Here is a 25,854-nt window from a genome sequence, read left to right as displayed (position 1 = left end):
ACGTTGAGAGCATGAGCATCCTGGCAGCGGAGAGCCCGAACCCGCTCTTCCCGGTGGTCGGCGAGATCATCATCGGGCTGATCGCCTTCCTGGTCCTCCTCTTCGTGATGTGGAAGTTCGTTGCACCCGCCTTCGAGAAGGCCTTCCAGGCCCGCCGCGAGGCGATCGAGGGCGGCATCGAGCGCGCCGAGGCGATGCAGGCCGAGGCCAAGGCGGCGCTGGAGCAGTACCGCGCCCAGCTGGCCGAGGCCCGCACCGAGGCGGCGCAGATCCGCGACACCGCGCGGGCCGAGGGGCAGCGCATCATCGAGGAGCTCCGGGCCCAGGCCCAGGAGGAGTCCGCCCGGATCGTGGCCCGCGGCGAGGAGCAGCTCGCTACCTCCCGCCAGCAGGTCGTGACCGAGCTGCGCGGCCAGATCGGCGCACTCGCCGTCGACCTGGCCGGTCGGGTCGTCGGTGAGTCCCTCGCCGACGACGCCCGCCGCAGCGGCACCGTCGACCGGTTCCTGGACAACCTCGACGGCATGACCGCCACGTCCGGGGATGCGCGGGGCGGCAGCTCCGTCTACGCCCCGCAGGACGCGCGCTGATGGACGCCGCGAGTCGGGCCGCCCTGGAGGCCTCCCGGGCGCAGCTGGAGCAGCACACCGCGGGGGCGCGCAGCCGCACCCGCGGCGATGCGCTGCTGTCGCTGGCCGACGAGCTGTTCGCCGTGGCGCACCTGCTCGACGGCCAGATCACCCTGCGCCGCGCGCTGTCCGACCCGTCCGTCCGCCCGGACGACCGGGCCGGGCTGGCCCGCCGGCTGCTGGCCGCCCAGGTGGGTGCCACCGCCCTCGACGTCGTCGAGACGGTGGCCCGGCAGCGGTGGTCCCGGCCGCTGGACCTGGTCGAGGCGACCGAGACCCTGGCGACGGAGGCCGCGCTCGACGCGGCCGACGCACGCGGGGAGCTCGAGGGCGTCGAGGACGACCTGTTCCGGTTCGGCCGCATCGTGGCCGCGGACGGTCGGCTCGCCCAGATCCTCGGGGACCGCACGGCGCCCCGCGAGGGGAAGCTGGAACTGCTGGACCGGCTGCTGGCCGGGAAGGTCAGCCCGGTCACCGAGCGGCTGCTGCGGAACCTGCTGGGCAGCTCGCACGTCCTGCATGCGGAGAACGAGATCGAGCGGCTGTCCACGGTCGCCGCCCACCGGCGCGGCCGGTCGGTGGCCTCGGTGGTCAGTGCCGTCCCGCTGAGCGAGGCCCAGCAGCGGCGGCTCATCACCGCTCTCGAGCGGCTCTACGGGCGCACCATGGGGTTGCAGGTCCAGATCGACCCGACGGTGCTCGGAGGGCTGGTCATCCGCGTCGATGACGAGGTCATCGACGGCAGCATCGCCCACCGCCTCGAGGCCGCCGGCCGCCGACTGGCCGGCTGACCACCGCCGACCGCCGCGCGCACCGGGCCCGCCCCCACCACCCACAGACACCAGCAGAAGAGGACGCGACAGCCATGGCCGAGCTGACGATCTCCGCGGACGAGATCCGCAGTGCCATCCAGAACTACGTCTCCGACTACAGCCCGGACGTCTCCCGGGAAGAGGTCGGGGTCGTCACCGAGTCCGGCGATGGCATCGCCCGGGTCGAGGGCCTGCCCTCGGTCATGACCAACGAGCTGCTCGAGTTCGAGGGCGGCGTGCGGGGCCTGGCGCTGAACCTCGACGTGCGCGAGGTCGGCGTCGTCATCCTCGGTGACTTCGCCGGCATCGAGGAGGGCCAGACGGTCCGCCGCACCGGCGAGGTGCTCTCCGTGCCGGTCGGTGACGGTTACCTCGGCCGGGTCGTCGACCCGCTGGGCAACGCCATCGACGGCGCGGGCCCGATCGAGACCACCTCCCGCCGCGCGCTGGAGCTGCAGGCGCCCACGGTGGTGCAGCGGCAGTCGGTGCACGAGCCGATGCAGACCGGCATCAAGGCGATCGACGCCATGACGCCGATCGGCCGGGGCCAGCGCCAGCTGATCATCGGTGACCGGCAGACCGGCAAGTCCGCCATCGCGCTGGACACGATCATCAACCAGAAGCAGGCCTGGGCGACCGGCGACCCGAAGCAGCAGGTCCGCTGCATCTACGTCGCCGTCGGCCAGAAGGGCTCCACGATCGCGGCCACCCGGGCCGCGCTCGAGGACGCCGGCGCGATGGAGTACACGACCATCGTCGCCGCCCCGGCCTCCGAGGCCGCCGGCTTCAAGTACATCGCCCCCTACACCGGCTCGGCCATCGGCCAGCACTGGATGTACGAGGGCAAGCACGTCCTGATCGTCTTCGACGACCTGTCCAAGCAGGCGGAGGCCTACCGCGCCGTCTCGCTGCTGCTGCGCCGCCCGCCGGGCCGTGAGGCCTACCCCGGCGACGTCTTCTACTTGCACTCCCGCCTGCTCGAGCGTTGCGCGAAGCTCAACGACGAGCTGGGGGCGGGCTCGATGACCGGCCTGCCGCTCATCGAGACCAAGGGCAACGACGTCTCGGCGTACATCCCGACCAACGTCATCTCGATCACCGACGGGCAGATCTTCCTCGAGACCGGTCTGTTCAACTCCGGTGTCCGCCCGGCGATCAACGTCGGTGTCTCGGTGTCCCGGGTCGGTGGCTCGGCGCAGATCAAGGCGATGAAGTCGGTCGCCGGTCGGCTCCGCCTGGACCTGGCGCAGTTCCGCGAGCTGGAGGCCTTCTCCTCCTTCTCCTCGGACCTGGACGCCTCCAGCCGGGCGACGCTGGACCGCGGTCAGCGGCTGGTCGAACTCCTCAAGCAGGGGCAGTACTCGCCGTTCCCGGTGGAGCGCGAGGTCGTGTCGCTGTGGCTGGGCACCACCGGCAAGCTGGACAAGGTCCCGGTGAGCGACGTGCGCAAGTTCGAGCTGGAGTTCCTGGACTTCATCGCCCGGGGCGACAACACGATCTTCGACGACATCCGCAACAGCAAGGTGCTCAGCGACGACACGGTGAGCAGCCTGGAGCGGGCGGTGGACTCCTTCTACGGGCAGTTCACCACCGGCGAGGGTGAGTCGCTGCAGGTGAACGAGCCCGAGGTCGAGTCCCTGGACGCGAGCGAGCGCGGTCAGGAGACCGTCCGGGTCAAGCGGAGCTCCTGACGTGGCCGGTAGCCTGCGCGCGCTGCGGCGCCGGATCCGCTCCACCCGGTCGACGAAGAAGATCTTCTCGGCCCAGGAGCTGATCGCCGGTGCCCGCATCGTGCGTGCCCAGGCCCGGGTCGAGGCCTCCAAGCCCTACTCCCGGGAGATCACCCGGGTGCTCTCCGCGCTGGCGGGATCCGCCAGCCTGGACCACCCGCTGCTGAACGAGCGGGAGAACCCGCGCCGGGTGGCGGTCCTGGTGATCACCTCCGACCGGGGCTTCGCCGGCTCGTACAACGTCAACGTCCTGCGGCGCACCGAGGAGCTCCTCGGTCTGCTGCGGGACGAGGGCAAGGAGCCGCTGCTGTACGTCGTCGGCCGCAAGGGCGAGACGTACTACCGGTTCCGCGACCGGGCCCTCGAGGACAGCTGGACCGGCTTCTCCGAGCAGCCCGCGTACGAGAACGCCCAGGAGGTCGGCTCGACCCTCATCGAGGCCTTCACCGCCGGTGCGGACGACGACGAGGGCGGGGCCGGTGACGACGGCGTGTTGGGTGTCGACGAGCTGCACATCGTGTACACCGAGTTCCGCTCGCTGCTGTCCCAGGTGCCCGTCGCCAAGCGGATGGCTCCGCTGGTGGTCGAGGAGGTCGACGAGCTCGAGGAGGGGCAGTCCGGCAACGGGTCCAACGGGTCCGAGCCGGTGGCCTCCTACGAGTTCGAGCCCTCCCCGGAGCAGCTGCTCGACGCGCTGCTGCCCAAGTACGTCACCACCCGCATCTACGCGGCGATGCTGGAGGCAGCGGCCTCGGAGTCGGCGTCGCGGCGGCGGGCGATGAAGTCCGCCTCGGACAACGCCGAGGAGCTGGCCAAGAACCTGTCCCGCCAGGCCAACCAGGCCCGGCAGGCGGAGATCACCCAGGAGATCAGCGAGATCGTCGGCGGTGCCGACGCCCTCGTCTCCGCGGGGCAGAACGACTGAGCCCCGCAACCGATCCACCGTCCCCGGCAGCGCCGCCCGCCGCCGCTGCCGGGGACACTGAAGTCGTAGGACCACCGAGCCCGAGGGCAGGAGAGCAGCACAGATGACCGTCACCGAGGACCGTCCGACCACCCGGGAGACGACCGGCAACGGCCGCGTCGTCCGGGTCACCGGGCCGGTCGTCGACGTCGAGTTCCCCCGCGACGCGATGCCCGACCTGTACAACGCGCTGAAGGTCGACGTCACCCTGGCCGACCTCCGCAAGACGCTGACCCTCGAGGTCGCCCAGCACCTGGGTGACAACGTGGTCCGCACCATCTCCATGGCCCCGACCGACGGCCTGGTCCGTGGGGCGCCGGTGCTCGACACCGGCTCGGCGATCTCCGTGCCGGTCGGCGAGGTCGTCACCGGGCACGTGTTCAACGCGCTCGGCGAGTGCCTGGACACGCCCGGCTACGGCGAGGACGCCCTGCGCTGGACGATCCACCGGCACGCGCCGAAGTTCGACCAGCTCGAGGGGCGTACCGACCTCCTCGAGACCGGCATCAAGGTCATCGACCTGCTGACGCCCTACGTGCGCGGCGGGAAGATCGGCCTGTTCGGTGGCGCCGGTGTGGGCAAGACCGTCCTCATCCAGGAGATGATCCGTCGCGTCGCCCAGGAGTTCGGTGGCGTCTCCGTCTTCGCCGGTGTGGGGGAGCGGACCCGCGAGGGCAACGACCTCATCACCGAGATGACCGAGTCCGGCGTCATCAACTCGACCGCGCTGGTCTTCGGCCAGATGGACGAGCCGCCGGGCACCCGGCTGCGGGTCGCGCTCTCCGCGCTGACCATGGCGGAGTACTTCCGCGACGAGGCCGACCAGGACGTGCTGCTCTTCATCGACAACATCTTCCGGTTCACCCAGGCCGGCTCGGAGGTCTCCACCCTGCTCGGGCGGATGCCCTCCGCGGTGGGCTACCAGCCGACCCTGGCCGACGAGATGGGCACGCTGCAGGAGCGGATCACCTCCACCCGTGGCCGGTCGATCACCTCGATGCAGGCCATCTACGTGCCTGCCGACGACATCACCGACCCGGCGCCGCACACCACGTTCGCCCACCTCGACGCGACGACGGTGCTCTCCCGGCCCATCTCCGAGAAGGGCATCTACCCGGCCGTCGACCCGCTGGACTCCACCAGCCGGATCCTCGACCCGCAGTACATCGGGCAGGAGCACTACGACACCGCCCGTGAGGTGCAGCGGATCCTGCAACGCTACCAGGAGCTGCAGGACATCATCGCGATCCTCGGCATCGACGAGCTCGGCGAGGAGGACAAGGTCACCGTCAACCGGGCCCGTCGCATCGAGCGCTTCCTGTCGCAGAACATGTTCGTCGCCGAGGCCTTCACCGGTCAGCCGGGCTCCTACGTCCCGCTGTCGGAGACGCTGCAGGCGTTCAAGGCGGTCGCGGCCGGCGAGTACGACCACGTCCCCGAGCAGGCCTTCTTCATGTGCGGTGGCCTCGAGGACCTCGAGCGGAACTTCGCCAAGCTCAAGAAGAGCTGAGGAAGGACCCCGTCCTCCTCACCCCTCGCACGCTCGGGGTGAGCCTCTGGACGGGGCCGGCTCCGGTACTGCAGCGGGCCGCTCCATCGGCTTGCGGACGGCCGGGTTCCCTTCGGGGGGCCCGGCCGTCGTCGTCCTGCCCGCGCGGAGGGTGACGACGCGCAGCGCCGGTGCGCCCGATCGGGTGTTCGCCGCACGGGGGGCTCAAGGAAGGGTCCCGGCGTGACGACCATGGTCGGGGAGCACCCGGACGGCGGGTGCGGCAGTCGGGAGTTCGGCTCGTGCACAAGTGGGACCTCGCAGGACCGCTGCGACGGGTGGGTACGGCGGCGGGCCCGGGTGACCGGCACGCACCACTGCCCGCCGACGCCCTGGAGTGGAGCTGGCCGCCGTACGCGCCGGTCGAGGGCCGCTCCTTCACCGACGAGGACTGGGCGCCCCCGTCGGTCGTCTGGCACCCGCAGGTGCGGCTCGGGCGCTGGACCGTCGTCTACCGACGGAGCGCCTGAGGAAGGACCCCACTGCCCCCCCGCACCGCGCACGCCCAGCGCGGGTCCCGGCAGCGGGGCCGGGACGCCCTGCGCTGAGCCGGCGCGGGTGTTCCCGTTACAGTGGGCATGACCCGTCGCCGCGTCCAGCCGGACCGGTGGCCCGCACCGCCGGCTGATCGCCGGCCCGGTGACCCCCGAGGAGTGTCGTGGCGACCCTGCAGGTCGAGCTCGTGGCCGTGGAGCGGATGATCTGGTCCGGCGAGGCCACCCGGGTGATCGCGCGGACCACCGAAGGTGAGCTCGGGGTGCTGGCCGGTCACGCGCCGCTGCTCGGCGAGCTGGCCCCCGGTGGCGTCGTCCGCATCCAGCAGGAGTCCGGCGAGGAGCTCGTCGTGGCCGCGCACGGAGGATTCCTCTCCGTCACCGGTCACGGCGTGTCGATCCTCGCCGAGACCGCGGAGATCGCGAACGAGATCGACGTCGAACGGGCGCGCGAGGCACTGCGCCGCGCCCAGCAGGCCGGCGACGAGCCCGAGGCCGTCGCGGCCGCGCGCCGCGCCCAGTCCCGACTGCGCGCCGCCGGACAGGACGCCTGATCGCCCGGTCCGTCCTGCTGCCCCCGCCAGCCGCGCCCCGGTGACCACCCTCGTCCTGGTCGTCGTCGGCGTGCTGCTGGTGGCGCTGATCGCCGCCTTCCTGCTCCGCCGCCGGTTCCTCCTCTCCGGCCTGGGCGCGGTGACGATGTGGCTCCGGCCCGCCGATGCCGGGCGCTGGGCGCTGGGCGTGGCCTGGTACTCCGGCGACACCCTGCTCTGGTACCGGGCGCTGTCCCTGTCGGTGCGGCCCAACCAGCGGCTGTGCCGCGGGGAGTTCCGGGTCGACGCGCGTCGCCGTCCGGACCAGGGAGACCTGGCGCTGCCGGCCGAGAGCGTGGTGCTGACCTGCCGCACCGGCGCGGGCCCGCAGGAGCTGGCGATGGACCCCTCGACGGTGACCGGCTTCCTGTCCTGGATCGAGTCCGCCCCGCCCGTCGATCGTTGATGAGCGACCCCGCTGCAGGGGCGACTAGCGCTGTTCCCTCGCCTCTCGCTGGGCGTGGACGCCGCTGTGCGCGCCGGGCTCCCACAGCACGTCGCCCTCGGGGTTGGCCCGCCGGGCCAGGATGAACAGCAGGTCCGAGAGCCGGTTCAGGTAGCGGGCGGTCTCCGCGTTGGTGTGCTCGGCGTCTGCCTCCAGCAGCGACCACACGCTGCGCTCGGCCCGCCGGGCCACCGTGCGGGCCTGGTGCAGCAGCGCGGCCAGCGGCGTCCCGGCGGGCAGCACGAACGAGGTCAGCGCGGGCAGCTGCGCGTTGTGCTCGTCGCACGCCGCCTCCAGCCGCTCGGTGTAGGCGGCGGTGACCCGCAGCGGCGGGTGCGCGGGCTCGGCGACCACCGGCGTGGACAGGTCGGCACCGACGTCGAACAGGTCGTTCTGCACCGAGCTCAGCAGCTCGGCGACCTCGGGCGCGGGGGACCCGAGGGCCAGGGCGACGCCGAGCACGCTGTTGGTCTCGTCGACGTCGGCGTAGGCGATCAGCCGGCGATCGGTCTTGGTCACCCGGGACATGTCGCCCAGGTGCGTCTGGCCGGCGTCACCGGTGCGGGTGTAGATGCGGGTCAGCCGGACGGTCATGCCCCGAGCGTAAGCCGCGGGTCGCACGGACCGGGCTGGCCACCGCGCCGGCGAGCGGGTCCGGTGTCCGCCTCTAGGCTGGGCGCGTGGAGTGCTTCGAGGTGACCGGCGGTACGTCGCTGCGCGGCCGGGTCCGGGTCACCGGTGCGAAGAACAGCGCCCTCAAGCTGATGGCCGCCGCGTTGCTCGCCCCGGGACGCACCACCCTGGACGAGGTGCCCGACATCCTCGACGTGGAGATCATGAGCGAGGTGCTGCGCCGGCTGGGGTGCGGCGTCAGCTTCGAGCGGTACCCCCGGCGCGAGGGCGAGAGCCCCAGCGGCGGCGGCCGGGTGCTCATCGACGTCCCGGAGAAGCCCTCCAGCGAGACCGACTACGACCTGGTGCGCCGGATGCGGGCCTCGATCAGCGTGCTGGGCCCGCTGGTCGCCCGGCTGGGAACCGCCAAGGTCGCCCTGCCCGGTGGCGACGCGATCGGCTCCCGCGGCCTGGACATGCACGTGGCCGGCCTCGAGCGGCTCGGTGCCACGGTGGTCAACGAGCACGGCTTCCTGATCGCCACCGCCCCGACGCTGATCGGCACCTCGATCTGGTTGGACTTCCCGTCGGTGGGGGCCACCGAGAACCTGGTCATGGCCGCCGCCCTGGCGAAGGGCACCACGGTGGTGGACAACGCGGCCCGTGAGCCGGAGATCGTCGACCTGTGCCGGATGCTCACCGCGATGGGTGCCCGGATCGAGGGCGCCGGCACCTCCACGATCACCGTCGAGGGCGTGACGGAGCTGCACCCGGTCGAGTACACGACGGTGCCCGACCGGATCGTCGCCGGGTCCTGGGCGATCGGGGCGGTGATGACCCGCGGCGACGTCCTGGTGGAGCGGGCGGTCGCCGACCACCTCTCCGTGCCGCTGGAGAAGCTGGTCGCCGCCGGGGCCACCGTCGAGGCGCTGTCCGAGGGGGTGCGGGTCGCGATGGACGACCGGCCCCGCGCGGTCGACGTCGTCACGCTGCCCTTCCCGGGCTTCCCGACCGACCTGCAGCCGATGGCGGTCGCGCTGGCCGCGGTGTCCACGGGCACCGCGCTGATCACCGAGAACGTGTTCGAGGGCCGGTTCATGTTCGTCAACGAGCTGGTCCGGCTCGGTGCGGACGTGCGGATCGACGGCCACCACGCGGTGGTCCGCGGTCGCGAGCGCCTGTCCAGCGCGCCGGTGCTGGCCACCGACATCCGCGCCGGCGCGGGCCTGGTGCTCGCCGGCCTGCTCACCGACGGGGTCACCGAGGTGCAGGACGTGCACCACGTCGACCGCGGGTACCCGGCGTTCCTCGAGCAGCTGCGCGGCGTGGGTGTGCAGATCGAGCGGACCGAGCGCCCGGGCTGAGGGAGGGCCCTCCGGTCACTGCCCCTGGAAGGACAGCGCCAGCGCGCGGGCACGCGCCAGGTCCTCGGGGAAGACCAGCACGTCGGAGCGGTGGGCGGCGGGGTGCCGGATGGTCGAGCGGATCCCGGCGTCGGAGAGCACCGCGCGGAAGGCCAGCGCCGACTCCCGGCGGGTCATCGTCGCCACCGGGGTGAGCAGCTCCTCGGGCCGGCGCGGCTTCGTCGAGGAGTCCGAGGCGAACGCCCAGCGCAGGAAGAGCCCGATCAGGCCGAGCATGACCAGCGCGATGACCGGCCCGACGAGGTAGTGCAGGCTCCCGGCGTCGATCGGCACGTCGACCTCCTGGCTGGTCGCGGGCCGGCCCGTCACCGGCCCGCGACCGAGTGTGCCACTCCCACCACGCGAGCGAGGCGTTGTTACCGGTCGGTAGCCTGCCTAGACTGCGGCGGCATGCCGTTCCCTTCGACGCCGAAGGAGAGCGACCGGCCCTGGGTCATGCGCACCTACGCCGGCCACTCCAGCCCTGCCGAGTCCAACGCGCTCTACCGCCGCAACCTGGCCAAGGGCCAGACCGGTCTGTCGGTCGCCTTCGACCTGCCCACCCAGACCGGGCACGACCCCGACGACGAGCTCGCCGTGGGGGAGGTCGGGAAGGTCGGCGTCCCGGTGAGCCACCTGGGTGACATGCGGGCGCTGTTCGACGGCATCCCGCTCGACGAGATGAACACGTCGATGACGATCAACGCCCCGGCGATGTGGCTGCTCGCGCTCTACCAGGTGGTCGCCGAGGAGCAGGGCTGCGAGGTGGCGCAGCTGGCCGGGACGACGCAGAACGACATCATCAAGGAGTACCTGTCCCGCGGGACGTACGTCTTCCCGCCGGCGCAGAGCATGCGGCTGATCACCGACGTCGTCGCCTACACGGTGACGGCGATGCCGCGGTGGAACCCGATCAACATCTGCAGCTACCACCTGCAGGAGGCCGGGGCGACGCCGGTGCAGGAGATCGCCTACGCGATGAGCACCGCCATCGCCGTGCTGGACTCGGTGCGGGACTCCGGGCAGGTGCCGCCCGAGCGGTTCGGCGACGTCGTCGCGCGGATCTCCTTCTTCGTCAACGCCGGGGTCCGGTTCGTCGAGGAGATGTGCAAGATGCGCGCCTTCGGCCGGCTCTGGGACGAGCTGACCCTGCAGCGCTACGGCGTGCAGGACCCCCGGCACCGCCGGTTCCGGTACGGCGTGCAGGTCAACTCCCTCGGGCTGACCGAGGCGCAGCCGGAGAACAACGTCCAGCGGATCGTGCTGGAGATGCTCGGGGTCACCCTCTCCCGGGACGCCCGGGCCCGCGCCGTGCAGCTGCCGGCCTGGAACGAGGCGCTGGGCCTGCCCCGGCCGTGGGACCAGCAGTGGTCGCTGCGCCTCCAGCAGGTGCTGGCCCACGAGACCGACCTGCTGGAGTACGAGGACCTGTTCACCGGGTCGGTCGTGGTGGAGGCCAAGGTCGCCGAGCTGGTCGAGGGCGCCCGTGCGGAGATGGCCCGGGTGCAGGAGCTGGGCGGTGCGGTCGCCGCGGTGGAGTCCGGCTACATGAAGGGCCGGATGGTCGCCTCGCTGGCCGAGCGCCGGCGCCGGCTGGAGCGCGGTGCGGACGTCGTCGTCGGGGTGAACCGGTTCCGGACCACCGAGCCCAACCCGCTGCTGGCCGACCTGGACGCCGCCATCCAGACCGTCGACCCCGCGGTGGAGGCAGCCGCGCAGCAGGCGGTGCGCGCCTGGCGGGCGGCCCGCGACCCGGAGCCGGTGCGGCGCGCGCTCGCCGCGCTCCGCGAGGCGGCCGGCACCGACGCCAACCTGGTGCCCGCCACCCTGGACTGCGCCCGGGCCGGGGTGACCACCGGGGAGTGGGCCGGGGTGCTCCGGGAGGTGTTCGGTGAGTACCGGGCGCCCACGGGGGTGGCCGCGGCCGGTGCCGGTGCGGCCGACGGCGACCTGGCCGACGTGCGGGAGCGGGTGCGGCGCACCGGGGAGGAGCTGGGCGGCCGGCTGCGCCTGCTGGTCGGCAAGCCGGGGCTGGACGGGCACTCCAACGGGGCCGAGCAGATCGCCGTTCGCGCCCGCGACGCCGGCTTCGAGGTGGTCTACCAGGGCATCCGGCTGACCCCCGCGCAGATCGTCGCCGCCGCCGTCGAGGAGGACGTCCACGTCGTCGGGCTGTCGGTGCTCTCCGGCTCGCACCTGCAGGTGGTGCCCGCCGTGCTGGCGGGCCTGCGCGCGGCCGGCTTGGACGACGTCCCGGTGGTCGTCGGCGGGATCGTCCCCGAGGCCGACGCCCGCCGGCTGCGGGAGCTGGGGGTGGCCGGGGTGTTCACCCCGAAAGACGTCGGGATCACCGCCATCATGGGCCGGCTCGTCGACGTCGTCCGCGCGGCGAACGGCCTGCCCGCCGACGTCCCGGCGCCGGCCTAGGGGAGCCGGACGACGGTGCCCGCGGTGGCGCTGCGCCGGGCGGCGTCGAGCACGGTGAGGCTGGCGACGGCGTCCCGGGCCTCCACCGGCACCAGGCCGAGGCCGCGCACCGCCGCGGCGAACGCCGGGTAGAAGGTGTCCCAGGCGCCGGGCAGCGTCGGCACCCGGTCCTCGTGGTCACCGCGGCGGACCCGGCCCCAGCGGTCCTCGGGCTCGGCGCCCCAGTCGGCGCCCAGGGTGGCCGGGGTGTGCCCGGCGACCAGCGCCGCCTCCTGGCCGTCCATCGGTCCGCCGACGACGTAGCTGCCGGCGGTGCCGGTGACCCGGAAGCGGTCGCCCGGCGCGCCCTCGCTCCAGCTGCCGGCCAGGTGCGAGCGGGCGCCGTTCGCGTGGGTGAGCGCGACGAAGACGTCGTCGTCCAGGCCGTTCTCGCGGACCCGCCACTCGGCGTACACCGCCGTGACCGGGCCGAGCAGCACCAGGGCCTGGTCGACCAGGTGGCTGCCGAAGTCCAGCAGCGTGCCCCCGCCGGAGGCCCCGGGGCCGGGCTCGGGGGCGAAGCGCTCGAACCGGGACTCGAACCGGGTGATCGTGCCCAGCGTCCCCGCCTCGGCCAGCGCCCGGACGGTGCGGAAGTCGGAGTCCCAGCGCCGGTTCTGGTAGGGCGCCAGCGGCAGGCCCAGCCGCTCGGCCCGCTCGGTGCTGGCCCGCGCGGCGGGGGCGTCCAGCGCGAACGGCTTGTCGCACACGACGGCCAGGCCGAGGTCCAGCGCCTCGTCGGTCAGGGCGCTGTGCGTGCCGGCGGGCGTGGAGATCGCCACCGCCTCCGCGCCGGCGGCACGCAGCTCGCCCAGCGACCCGAACGTCGCCGTCCCGGGGTGCTCGCGGGCCACCAGCTCCCGTCGCTGCGCCGAGGAGGTGACCACGCCGACCAGGTCGACCTCCGCGGCGGCGGCCAGCAGCGGCGCGTGGAAGTACCGGCCGCCGAAGCCGTAGCCGACCAGTCCGAACCGTACGGGTTCCATCTCGTGCACTCCCTGCCTCGGCGACCCTCGTCCTCGGTCGGGTCCTGCCGGTGATCATGTCCTGCCGGCTCGCTCCCGGTCAGGGCAGGGCAGCAGGCCGGCCGAAGAGGTGGCCCTGCCCGTACCCGACGCCGAGGTCCTGCAGCGCATCGCGCTCGGCGGGGTCCTCGAGGCCCTCGGCGACCAGCCGGACACCGGTCTGACCGCTGAAGGCGACCAGTGCGGTGACCATGGCCTGCTTCGCGGGGTCCTCGTGCACCCCCGCGACCAGGGCGATGTCCAGCTTCACCGCGTCCGGCCGCAGGCGGAGCACGTGCCGCAGGCTGGCGTACCCGGCCCCCACGTCGTCCACCGCCAGCCGGATCCCCGCCGTCCGCAGGCGGGCGATCGCACCGACCAGCGCGTCGTAGTCGTCGACCGGGGCGTGCTCGGTGACCTCCACGGTGAGCGGCAGGTGGCGGTGATCCAGCAGCAGGCCGAGCACGGAGGGGGAGAGCAGCGCCTGGGGGGAGAGGTTCAGGCCCAGCCCCTGGCCCGCGGGCAACCGCGGCCCGACCGCCAGCGCTGCCCGGGCCGCGAGCTCCTCCAGCTCGATGCCGAGCCCGACGGCGGCCGCGTCGCTGAACAGGCTCGCCGGGCCGCCCCGGGCGGCGTCGGGGAACCGGGCCAGGGCCTCCTGCGCAACCGGCCGGCCGGTCGCCAGCTCCACGATGGGCTGCAGGTGCACGACGACCGTGCCGGTCGCCAGCACCCGCCGCACCCGGTCCTCCCGGGCCCGGGCATCGTCCGGCGACGGCAGGGTGGCGGTCAGCCGGTCGGCGATCAGCTCGGCCAGCAGTTCCAGGGTGCGGGCGGCCTCGCCGTCCAGGTGCGCCCCGTCGTCCCGGCTGAGGCAGCACAGCATCCCGAGCGGCCGGCCCTCCGGCGACCGGACCGGCGCACCCACGTAGGAGCCGATGTGCAGGTCGCTGGTCACCGCCAGGTCCCGGGTCCGGGGATCCCGCCGGGCGCCGGTGATCACCGGAGGGAGCTGGCCGCTGAGCACCCGGACGCAGAAGCTGCCCTCCAGCGCGGCGTGCATCCCCTGCCGGACCCCCATCTCGTCCAGGGCACCGGTCGCCACGCGGATCTCCTGGGTCTCCTCGGTGAACACCGACAGCCAGGCGACGTCCATGCCCAGCCGCTCACGGGCGGCGTCCAGCAGGCGGCGCACCCAGTCGTCGGAGCTGGTGGCGAACGGTGCTGTGCTCGAGGTCACACCGCGATGGTGCCCGAGCGGGCGCGGTTGCGGAACTTCTCGGACTGTCGGGGGTCGTGGCGCCCGGCTCAGCGCAGCAGCGGGCCGAACCGGACGTCGACGCCGGGGGAGAAGAGCACGCTGTCGGGGGCGCCGGTGATGCCCGGCAGCCCGGCCGCGGCCAGCAGCGACTCCTCCAGGGAGACCAGCTCCGCGTGCCACAGCGGCCACTCCGGGTGCTCGTTGGGCCAGTAGACCGGCCCGCGCCGCCCCGGCCGGTGCAGCCCCCAGCGGGCGGTGAGGAAGCGGGCCAGCGGGTCGTCGCCGGTCAGCGGCGCACCGATCCGCAGCTCGATCCGGCTCTCCGCCGGGCGCGGACCCGGCCAGCGGCGGGCCGAGGTGTAGCGGACCCGGTCCCCGGCGCGCTCCACGCGCATCCGCGACCACAGGTAGGGCAGCCGGGCCACCCAGCGGGCGGCGAGGACCGGCAGCAGCCGCTCGGCGTCCAGCGACCGGAAGACCACGCCCCGGCGGCCGGCGGCGTCGACCGAGTACAGCCGCACGTTCGTCTCGGCGAACGTGCCCAGCCAGGGCAGCCCCGGGCTGCCGAACATGCCGATGCGCCACATCCGGAAGGGCACCAGCCCGACGTAGGTGGCGCCCTCGTGCACGTCGGGCACGGTGCCGGCCGGCAGCAGCGGCGCGACGACGGCGGGGTCGACCGCCCAGTGCAGGAAGGCGAGGTCACGCCAGCCCTGGGTGGAGATCCCGCGCTGGACCGGGCGCGGGCTGGTCGGTGTCGACGGTTCGGGGTCGGCCATGCCGTCCAGCTTGCCGGGTCAGGCCGGCAGGTGGAGGTCCCGGTGGGACCGGCCGGCGAGCCAGCCCCAGCCGCCGTCGTCGGTGAGCAGGGCATCGGTCCACCCCCACCCGCCGTCGGGGGTGCGGGTGAAGGGCTGCAGGTCGAACGCCAGCCGGAGCTCGTCGGTGACCGTGCGACCCAGGTTGTGCGCCAGCAGGGTCACGGTGACCCCGGTCCAGCCGAACCGCCGGCCGGTGCAGCCGGCCAGCCCCGCCGCCACCTCGGCGGCCGGCACCACCAGCTGCAGCGTCAGGCAGCGGACGTGCGGACCGGGGTGCGCACCGCCGCGGCGCGGCGGCAGGGCGAGCGACCCCGGCTCCCGGAACCGGCCGCGGGAGGCGCGGCCCGGCTCGACCACCACCGGGGTGGCGCCGTGGTTCTCCACCTCCAGCAGCACCTCGAAGCGGACGTCGCCGTCGCCACGGGAGGCCGCCACGTCGGCCACCCGGACGGACACGGCCGGCGCCGTCGGGTCCGGTGCGGTGCGGGCATCCGCCCACCCCCCGGCCGGGCCGCGGCCGGCCGGCGCCCCGGCGTAGGCGACCAGCAGCCCGACGACGGCCGGGCCGGCGGTCACCACGGCGGCCAGCGCCGGGTCGGCGAGCAGCGCCGCGAGCGGGACGACGGCGAGCAGCAGGACGAGGAGCCCGCCGAGCAGGAGCTGCTGGTGGCGGGACCCGTCCAGCGGGGTCGTCGGTCGCCGCACGGGCTGACCCTGGCAGCCCGCGGTGGGCGGGCACCCCCGACACGCCCGCGCGCCGGCCGGGCTGCCGCCGAGGTCACGCCGTCAGGTCGCCGCACCCCTGCTCGTGCGGCAGCAGCGGGCGGAACGTGATCGCCCACCGGGCGCCGTCGGCGCCCACCCACGGGGTCAGCGTGGTGGCCTCCCGCGCCGCGGCGGCCACCGCCGTGGCCTGCTCGCCCTCGGCGGTCAGGCAGGTGACCCCCGGCGCGAGCGGCTCGCCCGGCAGCGCCGGACCCGGCCACGGGAGCTCCGGAGGGCCCGGCATGTCGGCCGGCTCGGTGTACGGCCGCACCAGCGCGGCCACGGCGGCCGGCTCGTACTGCTCGGTCTCACCCACCGCCTCCGGGCCGAGGGTGGCGGGCAGGTCGGTGAGGTCGTCGCGCAGCTCGGCGAGCCGGGCCCGGGCCTCCTGCTGATCCTCGGTCAGGCCGCTGTCGGGCCAGTCCCGCCCCTCGGTCAGGGCGTAGGCCTCCCGGACGAACGTCCCGTCGGCGGTCTGCAGGGTGAACCGGGTGCTGGTGGCGTCGGCGACCGGCGGGGAGCCGAGGTCGCCGTCCTCCGCCAGCCCGGCGTCCAGCGCCCGCTGCGCCAGCGTGCGGACGTCGTCCCGGTCGATCTGCTGCAGCTGCACGTTGGGCCAGGCCGGGCCCGGGTAGATCGCCACGACCGGGCCCTCGGTGAACACCCGGCCGTCGGCGTACACGGCCACCACCGGCAGCCGGGCGGCGAGCATCTCCGGGGTGGTGAACCCGCCGGTGTGCTCGACCGACAGCACCAGCGCGTCGGCGGCGTCGGGGAGCTCCGGGGCAGAGGTGGTCGGCGCGGGGGACGGCGTTGCGGTGCTGCCCCCCTGCGCGCAGGCGGCGAGCACGGCCAGCAGGCCGGCGAGGGCGGTCGCGCGGAGCACGGGAGTCAGGCGCACACCAGGTACGACGCAGGGGGCGGCCGTCGGGTTCCACCGACCGGTAGCGTCGGCGCCCGTGCGCCTGGTCATAGCCCGTTGCTCCGTCGACTACATCGGGCGGCTCACCGCCCACCTGCCACCGGCATTGCGGCTGCTGCTGGTCAAGGCCGACGGGTCGGTGTCCATCCACGCCGACGACCGGGCCTACAAGCCGCTGAACTGGATGAGCCCGCCGTGCTCGCTCAAGGACGAGCTGGTCGACGGTTCCGGTACCTGGACGGTGACCAACAAGGCCGGCGAGCAGCTGATCATCACCATCGAGTCGGTGGAGCACGACTCCCGGCACGAGCTCGGCGTGGACCCCGGCCTGCAGAAGGACGGCGTCGAGGCCGACCTGCAGCGGCTGCTGGCGATGCACGTGGAGACCTTCGGCGCGGGCTGGTCGCTGGTGCGCCGGGAGTACCCCACCGCGATCGGCCCGGTCGACCTGCTCTGCCGGGACGCCGACGGCGCCACCGTCGCTGTCGAGATCAAGCGCCGCGGCGAGATCGACGGCGTGGAGCAGCTGACCCGCTACCTCGAGCTGCTCAACCGCGACCCGCTGCTCGCCCCGGTCAAGGGCGTGTTCGCCGCCCAGGAGATCAAGCCGCAGGCCCGGGTGCTCGCCACCGACCGGGGCATCTCCTGCCTGACGGTCGACTACGCCGTGCTGAAGGGCACCGACGACCCCTCCGCCCGGCTCTTCTGAACCGCCGTACCGGCGGGTAACCCGGGGCGGCGCGCCCGGCCCGTCGTTTGGGACACTCCGGCATCACCGGACGACGGGAGGACGGCGGCGTGGCCAGAGAACTGACCGAGGTCGGGGTGGTGGGGCTGGGCACCATGGGTGCCGGCATCGCCGAGGTGCTCGCCCGCGCGGGGCTGTCGGTGACCGCGGTGGAGGTGACCGACGAGGCGCTGCAGCGGGGCCGGGAGCACGTGGTGACCTCCACGGACAAGGCGGTCGCCCGGGGGAAGCTCGACCCCGCCGACCGGGACGTCATCCTGTCCCGGATCCGGTTCACCACCGCGATGGCGGACCTCGCCGTCGCCGAGCTCGTCGTGGAGGCCGTCCCCGAGCGGCTGGAGCTCAAGGCGCAGGTGCTGGCGACGCTGGACCGGGTCTGCCCGCCGGGGACGATCCTGGCCACCAACACCTCCAGCCTGTCGGTCACCGAGCTCTCGGTCGCGACCGGCCGCCCGGGCAAGGTCATCGGGATGCACTTCTTCAACCCGGCGCCGGTGATGAAGCTGGTCGAGGTCGTCCGGACCGTGGTCACCGAACCGTCGGTGGTCGAGGACGTCGAGGCGCTCTGCGCGCGGCTGGGCAAGGTCGACGTCACCATCGGCGACCGCGCCGGCTTCATCGCCAACGCGCTGCTGTTCGGCTACCTCAACCACGCCGTGTCGATGTACGAGAACCGCTACGCCAGCCGCGAGGACCTCGACGCGGCCATGCGGCTGGGCTGCGGCCTGCCGATGGGGCCGCTGGCGCTGCTGGACCTCATCGGCATCGACACCGCCCACGAGATCCTCGTGACGATGTACCAGCAGTCGCGCAACCGGCTGCACGCGCCGAGCCCGGTGATCAAGCAGATGATGACCGCCGGCCTGCTGGGCCGGAAGACCGGCCGGGGCTTCTACACCTACGCCGGCCGCGACTCCGCCGAGGTGGCGCCCGACGCGCGGACCCCGGTCCCCGGGGGTGCCGTGCAGGGCGCCCGCCCGGTGCAGTCGGTCGGCGTCATCGGCTCCGGGACGATGGCCACCGGCATCGTCGAGGTCCTGGCCGCGGGCGGCTGCGACGTCACCGTCGTCGCCCGCACCGAGGAGAAGGTGCAGGCGGTGCGTGATGCGCTGGCCCGCTCGCTGGGCAAGCAGGTGGACCGGGGCCGGCTCGACGGAGCCGAGCGGGACGCCGTGCTGGGCCGGGTCACCGGCAGCACGTCGCTGGCCGATCTCGCCGCCGCCGACCTGGTGGTCGAGGCGGTGGTGGAGGAGCTGGCGGTCAAGCACGAGCTGTTCGCGGAGCTGGGCCGGGTCGCGAAGCCCGGGGCGGTGCTGGCCACCACCACCTCCAGCCTGCCGGTGATCGAGTGCGCCCGGGCCAGCGGCCGCCCGGCCGACGTGGTGGGTCTGCACTTCTTCAACCCGGCGCCGGTGATGAAGCTGGTCGAGGTGGTCTCCACCATCGCCACCGCGCCGGACGTCGCCGCCACCGGGCACGCGCTCTGCCAGCGGCTGGGCAGGACCGCGGTCTCCTGCGCCGACCGCGCCGGGTTCATCGTCAACGCGCTGCTGTTCCCCTACCTCAACGACGCGGTCAAGATGCTCGAGGCGCACTACGCCAGCGCCGATGACATCGACGCGGCGATGAAGGTCGGCTGCGGCTACCCGATGGGCCCCTTCGAGCTGCTCGACGTCGTCGGCCTGGACGTCTCGCTGGCGATCGAGCGCGAGCTCTACGCCGAGTTCCGCGAGCCGGGCTTCGCGCCGGCCCCGCTGCTGGAGCACCTGGTCACCGCCGGGTACCTCGGGCGCAAGGCCGGCCGCGGGTTCCGCGACCACGCGAACCGGTAGGGCGGTGCCCCGCCGCGGTGGTTCCCGCCGCGACCGGGCCGGGTCGTCCCCGGCCGGTCGTGGCTCCCGGTCGTCCCCGCGTCGGCCCTTCCCCCGGTCGACGCCGGTGGAGGAGGCCGCCGACGGCGACTGGGCGGTGCGCCCGCTCACCGGCGCGGCCGGGGGGAAGAGCTACCGCTGCCCGGGGTGCGACCAGGAGATCCGGCCCGGGACGCCGCACGTGGTCACCTGGCCGGCCTACGTGCGCGACTCCGACCTGGAGCCCTGGGACACCGAGTCGGCCGCCGACCTGCGCCGGCACTGGCACCGGACCTGCTGGGACAGCCGCCGCCGGCGGCGCTGAGCCCCGGGTTCAGGCCGCGAGCCGGGCGTAGACCACCACGTTGTCGGTGTAGCTGCGGCGCTCGCGGTCGAACTCGCCGCCGCAGGTGATGAGCCGCAGCTGCGGGTCGGGGGTCGGGCCGTAGACCTCCGCGGTGGCGAAGTCGGTCTTGGGGTAGGCGGCCACCCGGGTGACGGTGAACGTCAGCTGGCTGCCGTCGGCCCGGTCGACCAGCACCCGGTCGCCGGCGGTGAGCTCCTCCAGGCGGAAGAACACCGCCGGGCCGCTGCGGTCGTCGACGTGGCCGGCCAGCACCGCCGGCCCGGGCTGCCCGGGGGCCGGCCCGGCGGCGAACCAGCCGGCCCGGGTGAAGTCCGCGGGCGGCACGAGCGCGCCGTCGCCGTCCACCCCGATCGCCGGCAGCGGGCTGTCCACCCCGATGGCCGGCACCCGCACCCGCACCGGGGCGGGCGCAGTGGCGGTGGCGGTCTCCGCGACCACGACCGGCGCCGGTGGCGCCGCGGCCCGGGCCGGGGCGGCCGGTGTGGGGGAGAGCAGCGCGACCGCGCCCGCGGTGACGCCGACCGCGGCCAGCCCGAGCCGCACCCGGGCCGTCGCCCGCGACCGCGGACGCCGGTGCCTGCCCTCGGTCATCCGGTCGGTCACCCCGCTCCCGGTCAGGACGCCGCGTGCCGGGACGCCGCGTGCCGGGACGCCGCGTGCCGGGATGCGTGGCCGCGGGGGCCGACCCGGCCCAGGACGGCGAGCAGCAGGGCGGAGACCGCGACGACGGCCAGCGCCAGGCGACCCGCCGGGACGCCGTCATCGGCGCTGCCGCCCGCACCGGCCTCCACGCCGCCGACCGGGACGACCCCGGGGCTGGCGGCGTCCAGCGCGGTCGTCACGGTGACCCCGCCGTCGCTGCGGTCCAGCAGCAGCACGCTGTAGACCGACCCCGCGGCGAGGTCGACCGGCAGCTCGGTGGGCTCGCCGGCCGCCGTCGTCACGGTCAGCGTGGCCGGGCCACCGGGCACGTCGAGGTAGTCGGTGTTGCCGGCGAACTCCAGGTCCGAGGCGAGTTGCGGGCCGTCGGCCAGGGCGAGGTCGACGGGGGAGACGCCGGCCGCGGCGTTGACCACCCGGGCGCGGGCCTGGCCGGCCGGGGGCAGCGACAGGTCGTCGGGCAGGACGGCGAAGCCCAGGTCGGCGAAGTACCCGACGCCGGCGATCGTGGTGGCGCTGCCCGGTGCGACGGTGACGGTGGTGGCCAGCACCGGCGGGCCGGCCGGGTCCGCGCCGGCCGCGCGGGCGCTGACCGTGTACGTGCCCGCGGGCACGGCCCGGTAGTCCGAGACGTCGCCGTAGGTGACCGCCGGGAGCACCACCCCGGTGCCCGGCGACGACACCGCGTCGATGTAGGCGTCGACCGACGGGGTGTCGGGGGACAGGTGCATCATCCGCACCAGACCGGTCTCCCCGGCCGGTGCGGCGGCGGCAGGCGTGATGCCCAGCGCGCACAGCCCGGCGCTCAGCAGGAGCAGCAGCGGGCCTCGGGTCAGCCGGGACATCGGCGTCCTCCTGTGGGTTCGGGGTGCTCGGCCGGCCCTACCCATCCCGGCCGGCATCTGCACGCGCGGTTCCCAGGCCGTGGCGCTGGGTCATCGAGGTGTGGGTCATCGAGATGTGGGTCATCCTCCTCCGCCCGGGGTCACCAGCGCGTCGGGGTCCGGGGCCAGCGGCCAGGTCAGCAGCAGCCCGTCCTCGACCGGGGTCACCTGGGCCGGCCGGTAGGGAGCGCGCTGTGCCGCGAGCCAGGCGCGCAGGCGGTCGGCCGCCGCGGAGTCCCCGGGCAACGGCTCGCCGCTGACCGAGCCGAGCACGGCCTGGTGGACCGGGACCCCGGGGAGCTCGCCGGGCACCGCGGGGAGGTCGGCCAGCCCGACACCGAACCGGGCGGCCAGGCCGGCGAGCAGGGTGAGGGTCCGGGGGTCGACGGCGCCGGAGCGCAGCAGGTCGGCGGCGGCCGGTGGCGCGGTCGTCGCCGGGTTGGCCAGCAGCGCGGCGCCGAGGGCACGCCGGGCGGCCAGCTGTTCCGCCGTCGGCTCGGCCGGGTCCGGGTCGGCGACGGTCAGGGTGACGTCGTCCGGGGCGGCGTCGTCCGGGGCGGCGTCGTCCGGGGCGGCGTCGTCCGGGGCGGCGTCGTCCGGGGGCGGGCCGGTCGGGAAGCGGGCCAGGAGACGGGCGTCGCCGGCCGGGTCGTCGCCGGTGCCGACCTGCAGGCGCAGCGGCGGGTCGCCGGCCGCGGCGGTGACCTGGTCGCCCGGGGGGACCAGCCGGTCGGCGTCGAGACCGGCGTGCACCAGCTCGGCGGCCAGCCGAGGACCCGCGGCGAGCACCGCGTCGTCGGGGAGGTGCTCGCCGGCCCACGCCACCAGCTGGGCCTGCGCCCGGGCCCCGAGGTCGCCCCGGGGGGCGGTCAGGGCCGCGGCGAGCGCGGCGACGAGCAGCACCCCCAGGACGCCGGCGGCGGCCGGCCGGGCGACCCGACCGAGCTCGGGCCGCGCCGCGGCGAGCCGGTCGGCCAGGCCGGTGACCAGCACCGCGCCCAGCAGCGCGGCCAGCGGCAGGCAGGTCACCAGGGCCGGCAGCCGGTCACCGGGCGGGAGGACCCCGAGCAGCGTCCCGGCCACCAGCGCCGCACCGGGTCCGCGCAGCCGCGGCAGCCGGGCCACGGTCAGCGCCCCCACGGCGAGCAGCCCGGCGCCGAGCAGCACGAGCCCGGTGGTGTCCGCGCCCCACCGGGCCGGGTCGCCGGGCTGCGGGTACCAGCTGCCGACCAGCAGCCGGGTGGCGACGGCGGCTAGGACGATCCCACCCACGGCCAGCGCCTGGGCCACCCGCGGGCGGGCGCGGAGCGGTCCGCGCAGCCGGCGCCACGGCGTCCGGGCGGCGGCGCCCGCGGCGATCCCGACGACGAGGAGCACCAGCGCGTCCGGTGCGAGGAGGACGCCGAGCAGGGCGGCCACCGCGGCGGCGACGCCCGCCGCGGGGGAGGGGCGCCCGGACAGCAGCAGCCAGCCGGCGAGCAGCAGCCAGGGCAGCGCCAGCCAGGACGGCGACGCGGCGGCCGACAGCGGGGCGAGCGCCGGCACCGCCGCGAGCCCCAGCACGGCCAGGGCGGCCCCGACGTCGCTCAGACCCAGCCGCCGGCCGGTGCGCCACAGCAGCGCCCCGGTGGCCAGCAGGACGACGGCGAGCAGCTCCCGCTCGGCGCCCAGCAGGGTGTCGTGCCGGGCGAACGCGCGGGTGACGGTGGCGTAGACGGCGGTGTGCAGCGCCCCGAGGCCGTCGGGTGACAGCAGCGCCAGGTCGCCGTCGCCGCGCAGCAGGGCGGCCGCCGGTGCGGCCAGCGCGTCGTCGCCGGGCAGCCGGGGACCGGACAGCCGCCGGGCGGCGACCGCGGCCAGCACCGCCAGCGCGGTCAGCGGCCAGAGGACGCCGGCCCGCGGACGCGCCGGGGACGTCGCCGCGTGCCGGGCCCGCCGGCTGCCCGGGCGGCGACGGCCGGCCGGCGGCCTCGGGTCCGGCACGGTCGTGGTCCTCGTCAGGTGGGCCGGCCGGCGCGGGGCGACCCGGCGCCGGCCCCGGTCAGCTGCGGCCGGACTCGGTCGATCCGGTGGCCTGCGCGCTGCCGGTGCCGGCGGGCACCGGCGGTGTGGCGGCCTGCTGGGCGCGGGACTGCGTGCTCCGCGGCGGCACCGGCGGGGTGTGGCGCGGCGCGGCGGCCGGGCGCGCGGACTCCTGCTCGGCGGTGGGCCGCTCCGCGCTGCCGGCCGGCGCAGCGGACTGCTCGGCGGCGGGGGTCGGCGCGGTCTGCGGTGCGTCGGTCTGCGGCGCGTCGGACGGGGCCGCCCCGGCCCGGGGTGCGGGGGCCTGGGCGGCGGGGGCCTGGGGTGCGGGGCCCTGCTCCTCCGGGCGCGGCGGTACCCGCAGCGACTGGGTGCGGGCGGCCGCGGGCTCGGCGGTCGGGGACTCGGCGACCGGCTGGGCGTGCCGCGGTGCCTGCGGGGCGTCGGGCGCCGGGCCCTGCTGCGGAGCCGCCTGCTCCTCCGGAGCTGCGTGCGCCGCCGTCTGCGGACCGGGCTTCTCGGCCGGTCGGGCCGCCGGAGCGGCCTGCGCCGGGCGGTCGCCCAGGTCGGGCAGCTGCTCCAGCAGCGAACGCACCTCGGCGAGCCGCTGCGCGAGCTCGTCCCGGACCGCCCGGACGGCGGCCGCGGAGGCCTCCGCCTCGGCCACGGTGCGGCGCGCCCGCTCCTCGGCGGAGGTGAGGCGCTGCTGGGCGGTGGCGACGGAGGCGTGCTCGCGCTCCTCCTCCAGCCGGGCGGCCTCGGTGCGCCGGATGCGCATCGCGATCTCGAAGTCCTCCTCCGCCTTGGTGCGGCGGGTCTGCGAGTCGGCGTCGAGGCGGGCCACCCGCTCCTGGGCCTTGGTGACCAGCTCGTCGGCGCGGGCCTGGGTCTTCGCCGCGACCTGCTCGGCGTGCGCCCGCGCCTCGGCGACGAGCCGCTCGGCCTCGGCCCGGCTGGCCGCCGAACGCTCCCCGAGCGCCCGCTCCTCGCCGGTGATCCGCTCGCGGACCGCCTCGACCTCGGCGGCGACCGCGGCCTGCAGCTGCGCGGCGTCCTCCTGGGCGGCCCGGCGGATCTCCGCGGCCTCCTCCTCGGCCAGCCGCAGCATGTTCGAGATGCGCTCGCCCATGTTCTCGAAGGTGGGCGCGCTGGCGCTCGCGGCCCGGCGGCGCAGCGACTCCACCTCGCCGTGCAGGGCCTGCAGCTGGCGGGCCAGGTCGGACGAGCGCGCCACGGCGGCGTCCCGGTCGGCGATGGCGACCCGCAGGTCGGCGTCCATCCCGGAGAGGGTCTCGTGCACCTGTTCCCGGTCGTACCCCTTGCGCACCACGTCGAAGCCGGGGCCGCCGTCGCGGAAGAAGTCGTCACGGGGGTCGCTCATGGGCCTCATCCTCGCAGAGAACCGGCCCCGGGTCAGCGTGTCCCCGGCCGCTCCGCAGCCAACTCCCGGGGAGCCGGGGGCCCGGCCCGCAGCCGGGCCCCCGGGCGGACCGGTCAGCGCTCGCGGAAGCGGTCGATCGCCGCCCGGTGCTGTTCCCGCAGGGCGGTGTCCCGCACGCCCAGCCCCTCCTCCGGGGCCAGGGCCAGCACCCCGACCTTGCCCTGGTGGGCGTTGCGGTGGACGTCGAGGGCGGCCTGGCCGACGTCGTCCAGGGCGTAGGTCCGCGACAGCGTCGGGTGGACCAGGCCCCGCTGGACGAGCCGGTTGGCCGCCCAGGCCTCGCGGTAGTTGGCGAAGTGCGAACCGACGATCCGCTTGAGGTTCATCCAGAGGTACCGGTTGTCGTACTCGTGCTGGAACCCGGTGGTGGAGGCGCAGGTGACGATCGTGCCGCCCTTGCGCGCGACGTAGACGCTGGCGCCGAAGGTCTCCCGCCCGGGGTGCTCGAAGACGATGTCCGGGTCGTCGCCACCGGTCAGCTCACGGATCCTCGCGCCCAGCCGCTGCCACTCCCGCGGGTCCTGCGTCTGCTCGTCGCGCCAGAACCGGTACTGCTCGGCGGAGCGGTCGATGACCAGCTGGGCGCCCATTGAGCGCACGATCTCGGCCTTCTCCGGGCTGCTCACCACGCAGACCGGGATGGCGCCGCCGTTGAGCGCCAGCTGGGTGGCGTAGGAGCCGAGCCCGCCGGAGGCGCCCCAGATCAGCACGACGTCGCCCTGCTTCATGTCGGCGCCGTTGCGGCTGACCAGCTGCCGGTAGGCGGTGGAGTTGACCAGCCCTGGGCTGGAAGCCTCCTCCCACGTGAGGTGCGCGGGCTTGGGCATCAGCTGGTTGCTCTTGACCAGCGACAGCTCGGCCAGGCCGCCGAAGTTCGTCTCGAACCCCCAGATCCGCTGCTGCGGGTCGAGCATCGTGTCGTCGTGCCCGGCCGGGTCCTCCAGCTCCACCGACAGGCAGTGGGCGACCACCTCGTCACCGGGCTCCCACCGGTTCACGCCCGGGCCCACCCGGACGACGACGCCGGCCAGGTCCGAGCCGACCACGTGGTAGGGCAGGTCGTGCCGCCTGGTGAGGTCGGAGACGCGGCCGTAGCGCCGGAGGAACCCGAAGGTGGAGACCGGCTCGAAGATCGACGTCCAGACGGTGTTGTAGTTGACCGCGGAGGCCATGACCGCCACCAGCGCCTCGCCCGGTCCCAGCTCGGGGGTGGGCACCTCCTGCACGTGCAGCGACTTCCGGGGGTCCTTGTCCCTGGTGGGCAGGCCCTCGAACATCCCCTGCTCGTCCTCGCGCACCACGACGCCGCGGTAGGACCCCGGCACGGGGAGCCCTCCGATCGCGTCGAGGTGGTCGCCGAGGACGGCGTCCCTGATCTCGTCCATGCGTGCTCTCCCGGGTCGTCGTTGGCT

Annotated in this window: 25 protein-coding genes; 13 read left to right on the top strand and 12 right to left on the bottom strand. The window is 75.0% G+C overall.

The window, feature by feature from the left end; all coding sequences use genetic code 11:
- The first annotated feature begins 11 nt into the window (after positions 1-11).
- The 8 genes from ACI79U_RS12320 to ACI79U_RS12285 all read left to right on the top strand — a co-directional run bounded on the left by ACI79U_RS12320 (position 12) and on the right by ACI79U_RS12285 (position 7,177).
- Positions 12-590 carry a F0F1 ATP synthase subunit B gene (locus ACI79U_RS12320; protein ID WP_457067064.1) on the top strand — a complete coding sequence of 193 codons (579 nt, stop codon included), beginning with the start codon at positions 12-14 and terminating at the stop codon, positions 588-590.
- Positions 590-1,420, top strand: coding sequence for a F0F1 ATP synthase subunit delta (locus ACI79U_RS12315; protein WP_457067062.1), 831 nt, complete (start codon positions 590-592; stop codon positions 1,418-1,420). Before ACI79U_RS12320 ends, ACI79U_RS12315 begins: the two co-directional genes overlap by 1 nt.
- A 74-nt stretch (positions 1,421-1,494) precedes the next feature.
- Positions 1,495-3,132, top strand: coding sequence for a F0F1 ATP synthase subunit alpha (gene atpA / locus ACI79U_RS12310; protein ID WP_457067059.1), 1,638 nt, complete (start codon positions 1,495-1,497; stop codon positions 3,130-3,132).
- Between the two features lies 1 nt (position 3,133).
- Positions 3,134-4,096, top strand: coding sequence for a F0F1 ATP synthase subunit gamma (locus ACI79U_RS12305; RefSeq protein WP_457067056.1), 963 nt, complete (start codon positions 3,134-3,136; stop codon positions 4,094-4,096).
- A 103-nt stretch (positions 4,097-4,199) separates the two neighbouring features.
- Positions 4,200-5,645 carry a F0F1 ATP synthase subunit beta gene (gene atpD, locus ACI79U_RS12300; RefSeq protein ID WP_457067054.1) on the top strand — a complete coding sequence of 482 codons (1,446 nt, stop codon included), beginning with the start codon at positions 4,200-4,202 and terminating at the stop codon, positions 5,643-5,645.
- A gap of 317 nt (positions 5,646-5,962) precedes the next feature.
- Positions 5,963-6,154 carry a hypothetical protein gene (locus tag ACI79U_RS12295; protein ID WP_457067052.1) on the top strand — a complete coding sequence of 64 codons (192 nt, stop codon included), beginning with the start codon at positions 5,963-5,965 and terminating at the stop codon, positions 6,152-6,154.
- A 188-nt stretch (positions 6,155-6,342) separates the two neighbouring features.
- Positions 6,343-6,732 carry a F0F1 ATP synthase subunit epsilon gene (locus ACI79U_RS12290; protein WP_457067050.1) on the top strand — a complete coding sequence of 130 codons (390 nt, stop codon included), beginning with the start codon at positions 6,343-6,345 and terminating at the stop codon, positions 6,730-6,732.
- A 40-nt stretch (positions 6,733-6,772) separates the two neighbouring features.
- On the top strand, positions 6,773-7,177 hold the full coding sequence (locus ACI79U_RS12285) for a DUF2550 domain-containing protein (protein WP_457067047.1): 405 nt from the start codon (positions 6,773-6,775) through the stop codon (positions 7,175-7,177).
- 24 nt (positions 7,178-7,201) lie between these two features.
- On the opposite strand, the gene ACI79U_RS12280 is transcribed toward ACI79U_RS12285, so the two are convergent.
- Positions 7,202-7,810, bottom strand: coding sequence for a cob(I)yrinic acid a,c-diamide adenosyltransferase (locus ACI79U_RS12280; RefSeq protein ID WP_457067044.1), 609 nt, complete (start codon positions 7,808-7,810; stop codon positions 7,202-7,204).
- 86 nt (positions 7,811-7,896) lie between these two features.
- On the opposite strand from ACI79U_RS12280, the gene murA reads away from it, so the two are divergent.
- Positions 7,897-9,192 (top strand): UDP-N-acetylglucosamine 1-carboxyvinyltransferase, encoded by a 1,296-nt coding sequence (gene murA, locus ACI79U_RS12275; RefSeq protein WP_457067042.1) that lies wholly within the window; start codon positions 7,897-7,899, stop codon positions 9,190-9,192.
- A gap of 15 nt (positions 9,193-9,207) precedes the next feature.
- Here murA and ACI79U_RS12270 read toward each other — a convergent pair whose 3' ends face one another.
- Complete coding sequence (locus tag ACI79U_RS12270; RefSeq protein ID WP_457067039.1) at positions 9,208-9,561, bottom strand: hypothetical protein; 354 nt, start codon at positions 9,559-9,561, stop codon at positions 9,208-9,210.
- A gap of 81 nt (positions 9,562-9,642) precedes the next feature.
- On the opposite strand from ACI79U_RS12270, the gene ACI79U_RS12265 reads away from it, so the two are divergent.
- The gene (locus ACI79U_RS12265; RefSeq protein WP_457067036.1) at positions 9,643-11,658 is read left to right on the top strand and encodes a methylmalonyl-CoA mutase family protein; all 2,016 of its coding nucleotides are present in this window, start codon (positions 9,643-9,645) and stop codon (positions 11,656-11,658) included.
- Here the strand turns inward: ACI79U_RS12265 and ACI79U_RS12260 are convergent.
- From ACI79U_RS12260 to ACI79U_RS12240, 5 genes are all read right to left on the bottom strand, one after another.
- Positions 11,655-12,683 (bottom strand): Gfo/Idh/MocA family protein, encoded by a 1,029-nt coding sequence (locus ACI79U_RS12260; protein WP_457067033.1) that lies wholly within the window; start codon positions 12,681-12,683, stop codon positions 11,655-11,657. The two genes, ACI79U_RS12265 and ACI79U_RS12260, sit on opposite strands and share 4 nt — an antisense overlap.
- Before the next feature lie 79 nt (positions 12,684-12,762).
- Positions 12,763-13,941, bottom strand: coding sequence for a sensor domain-containing phosphodiesterase (locus ACI79U_RS12255; RefSeq protein ID WP_457067031.1), 1,179 nt, complete (start codon positions 13,939-13,941; stop codon positions 12,763-12,765).
- 68 nt (positions 13,942-14,009) lie between these two features.
- On the bottom strand, positions 14,010-14,741 hold the full coding sequence (locus tag ACI79U_RS12250; protein WP_457067028.1) for a YqjF family protein: 732 nt from the start codon (positions 14,739-14,741) through the stop codon (positions 14,010-14,012).
- Between the two features lie 18 nt (positions 14,742-14,759).
- Positions 14,760-15,488 (bottom strand): hypothetical protein, encoded by a 729-nt coding sequence (locus tag ACI79U_RS12245; protein WP_457067026.1) that lies wholly within the window; start codon positions 15,486-15,488, stop codon positions 14,760-14,762.
- A 73-nt stretch (positions 15,489-15,561) separates the two neighbouring features.
- Entirely contained in the window at positions 15,562-16,449 is an 888-nt protein-coding gene (locus ACI79U_RS12240) for a hypothetical protein (protein WP_457067023.1), read from the bottom strand.
- A 58-nt stretch (positions 16,450-16,507) separates the two neighbouring features.
- On the opposite strand from ACI79U_RS12240, the gene nucS reads away from it, so the two are divergent.
- The 3 genes from nucS to ACI79U_RS12225 all read left to right on the top strand — a co-directional run bounded on the left by nucS (position 16,508) and on the right by ACI79U_RS12225 (position 19,393).
- The gene (nucS, locus tag ACI79U_RS12235; RefSeq protein ID WP_457067020.1) at positions 16,508-17,179 is read left to right on the top strand and encodes an endonuclease NucS; all 672 of its coding nucleotides are present in this window, start codon (positions 16,508-16,510) and stop codon (positions 17,177-17,179) included.
- A gap of 89 nt (positions 17,180-17,268) precedes the next feature.
- Positions 17,269-19,050, top strand: coding sequence for a 3-hydroxyacyl-CoA dehydrogenase family protein (locus tag ACI79U_RS12230; RefSeq protein WP_457067017.1), 1,782 nt, complete (start codon positions 17,269-17,271; stop codon positions 19,048-19,050).
- Between the two features lie 106 nt (positions 19,051-19,156).
- Positions 19,157-19,393, top strand: a complete 237-nt coding sequence (locus ACI79U_RS12225) for a hypothetical protein (RefSeq protein ID WP_457067014.1) — start codon at positions 19,157-19,159, stop codon at positions 19,391-19,393.
- Positions 19,394-19,402: 9 nt separating this feature from the next.
- On the opposite strand, the gene ACI79U_RS12220 is transcribed toward ACI79U_RS12225, so the two are convergent.
- From ACI79U_RS12220 to ccrA, 5 genes are all read right to left on the bottom strand, one after another.
- The gene (locus tag ACI79U_RS12220) at positions 19,403-20,038 is read right to left on the bottom strand and encodes a class F sortase (protein ID WP_457067011.1); all 636 of its coding nucleotides are present in this window, start codon (positions 20,036-20,038) and stop codon (positions 19,403-19,405) included.
- Between the two features lie 11 nt (positions 20,039-20,049).
- Positions 20,050-20,940, bottom strand: a complete 891-nt coding sequence (locus ACI79U_RS12215; RefSeq protein WP_457067008.1) for a DUF4397 domain-containing protein — start codon at positions 20,938-20,940, stop codon at positions 20,050-20,052.
- 120 nt (positions 20,941-21,060) lie between these two features.
- Positions 21,061-22,962 (bottom strand): hypothetical protein, encoded by a 1,902-nt coding sequence (locus tag ACI79U_RS12210; RefSeq protein ID WP_457067005.1) that lies wholly within the window; start codon positions 22,960-22,962, stop codon positions 21,061-21,063.
- Positions 22,963-23,020: 58 nt separating this feature from the next.
- Positions 23,021-24,382, bottom strand: coding sequence for a hypothetical protein (locus ACI79U_RS12205; RefSeq protein WP_457067002.1), 1,362 nt, complete (start codon positions 24,380-24,382; stop codon positions 23,021-23,023).
- 113 nt (positions 24,383-24,495) lie between these two features.
- Positions 24,496-25,827, bottom strand: a complete 1,332-nt coding sequence (gene ccrA / locus ACI79U_RS12200) for a crotonyl-CoA carboxylase/reductase (RefSeq protein WP_457066999.1) — start codon at positions 25,825-25,827, stop codon at positions 24,496-24,498.
- Between the last annotated feature and the right edge of the window lie 27 nt (positions 25,828-25,854).

It is taken from the genome of Modestobacter sp. SYSU DS0904 (assembly GCF_054051115.1).
The sequence above is the reverse complement of the archived record's forward strand: the minus strand, read 5'-3'. Positions and strand labels throughout refer to the sequence as shown.

Bases quoted from the DNA above. Each gene is read 5' to 3' on its own strand.
- ACI79U_RS12265 (WP_457067036.1), top strand. From the start codon at position 9,643: ATGCCGTTCCCTTCGACGCCGAAGGAGAGCGACCGGCCCTGGGTCATG.
- ACI79U_RS12260 (WP_457067033.1), bottom strand. From the start codon at position 12,683: ATGGAACCCGTACGGTTCGGACTGGTCGGCTACGGCTTCGGCGGCCGG.
- ACI79U_RS12250 (WP_457067028.1), bottom strand. From the start codon at position 14,741: ATGGCCGACCCCGAACCGTCGACACCGACCAGCCCGCGCCCGGTCCAG.
- ACI79U_RS12320 (WP_457067064.1), top strand. From the start codon at position 12: ATGAGCATCCTGGCAGCGGAGAGCCCGAACCCGCTCTTCCCGGTGGTC.
- ACI79U_RS12315 (WP_457067062.1), top strand. From the start codon at position 590: ATGGACGCCGCGAGTCGGGCCGCCCTGGAGGCCTCCCGGGCGCAGCTG.
- ACI79U_RS12205 (WP_457067002.1), bottom strand. From the start codon at position 24,382: ATGAGCGACCCCCGTGACGACTTCTTCCGCGACGGCGGCCCCGGCTTC.
- atpA (WP_457067059.1), top strand. From the start codon at position 1,495: ATGGCCGAGCTGACGATCTCCGCGGACGAGATCCGCAGTGCCATCCAG.
- ACI79U_RS12280 (WP_457067044.1), bottom strand. From the start codon at position 7,810: ATGACCGTCCGGCTGACCCGCATCTACACCCGCACCGGTGACGCCGGC.
- ccrA (WP_457066999.1), bottom strand. From the start codon at position 25,827: ATGGACGAGATCAGGGACGCCGTCCTCGGCGACCACCTCGACGCGATC.
- atpD (WP_457067054.1), top strand. From the start codon at position 4,200: ATGACCGTCACCGAGGACCGTCCGACCACCCGGGAGACGACCGGCAAC.
- ACI79U_RS12215 (WP_457067008.1), bottom strand. From the start codon at position 20,940: ATGTCCCGGCTGACCCGAGGCCCGCTGCTGCTCCTGCTGAGCGCCGGG.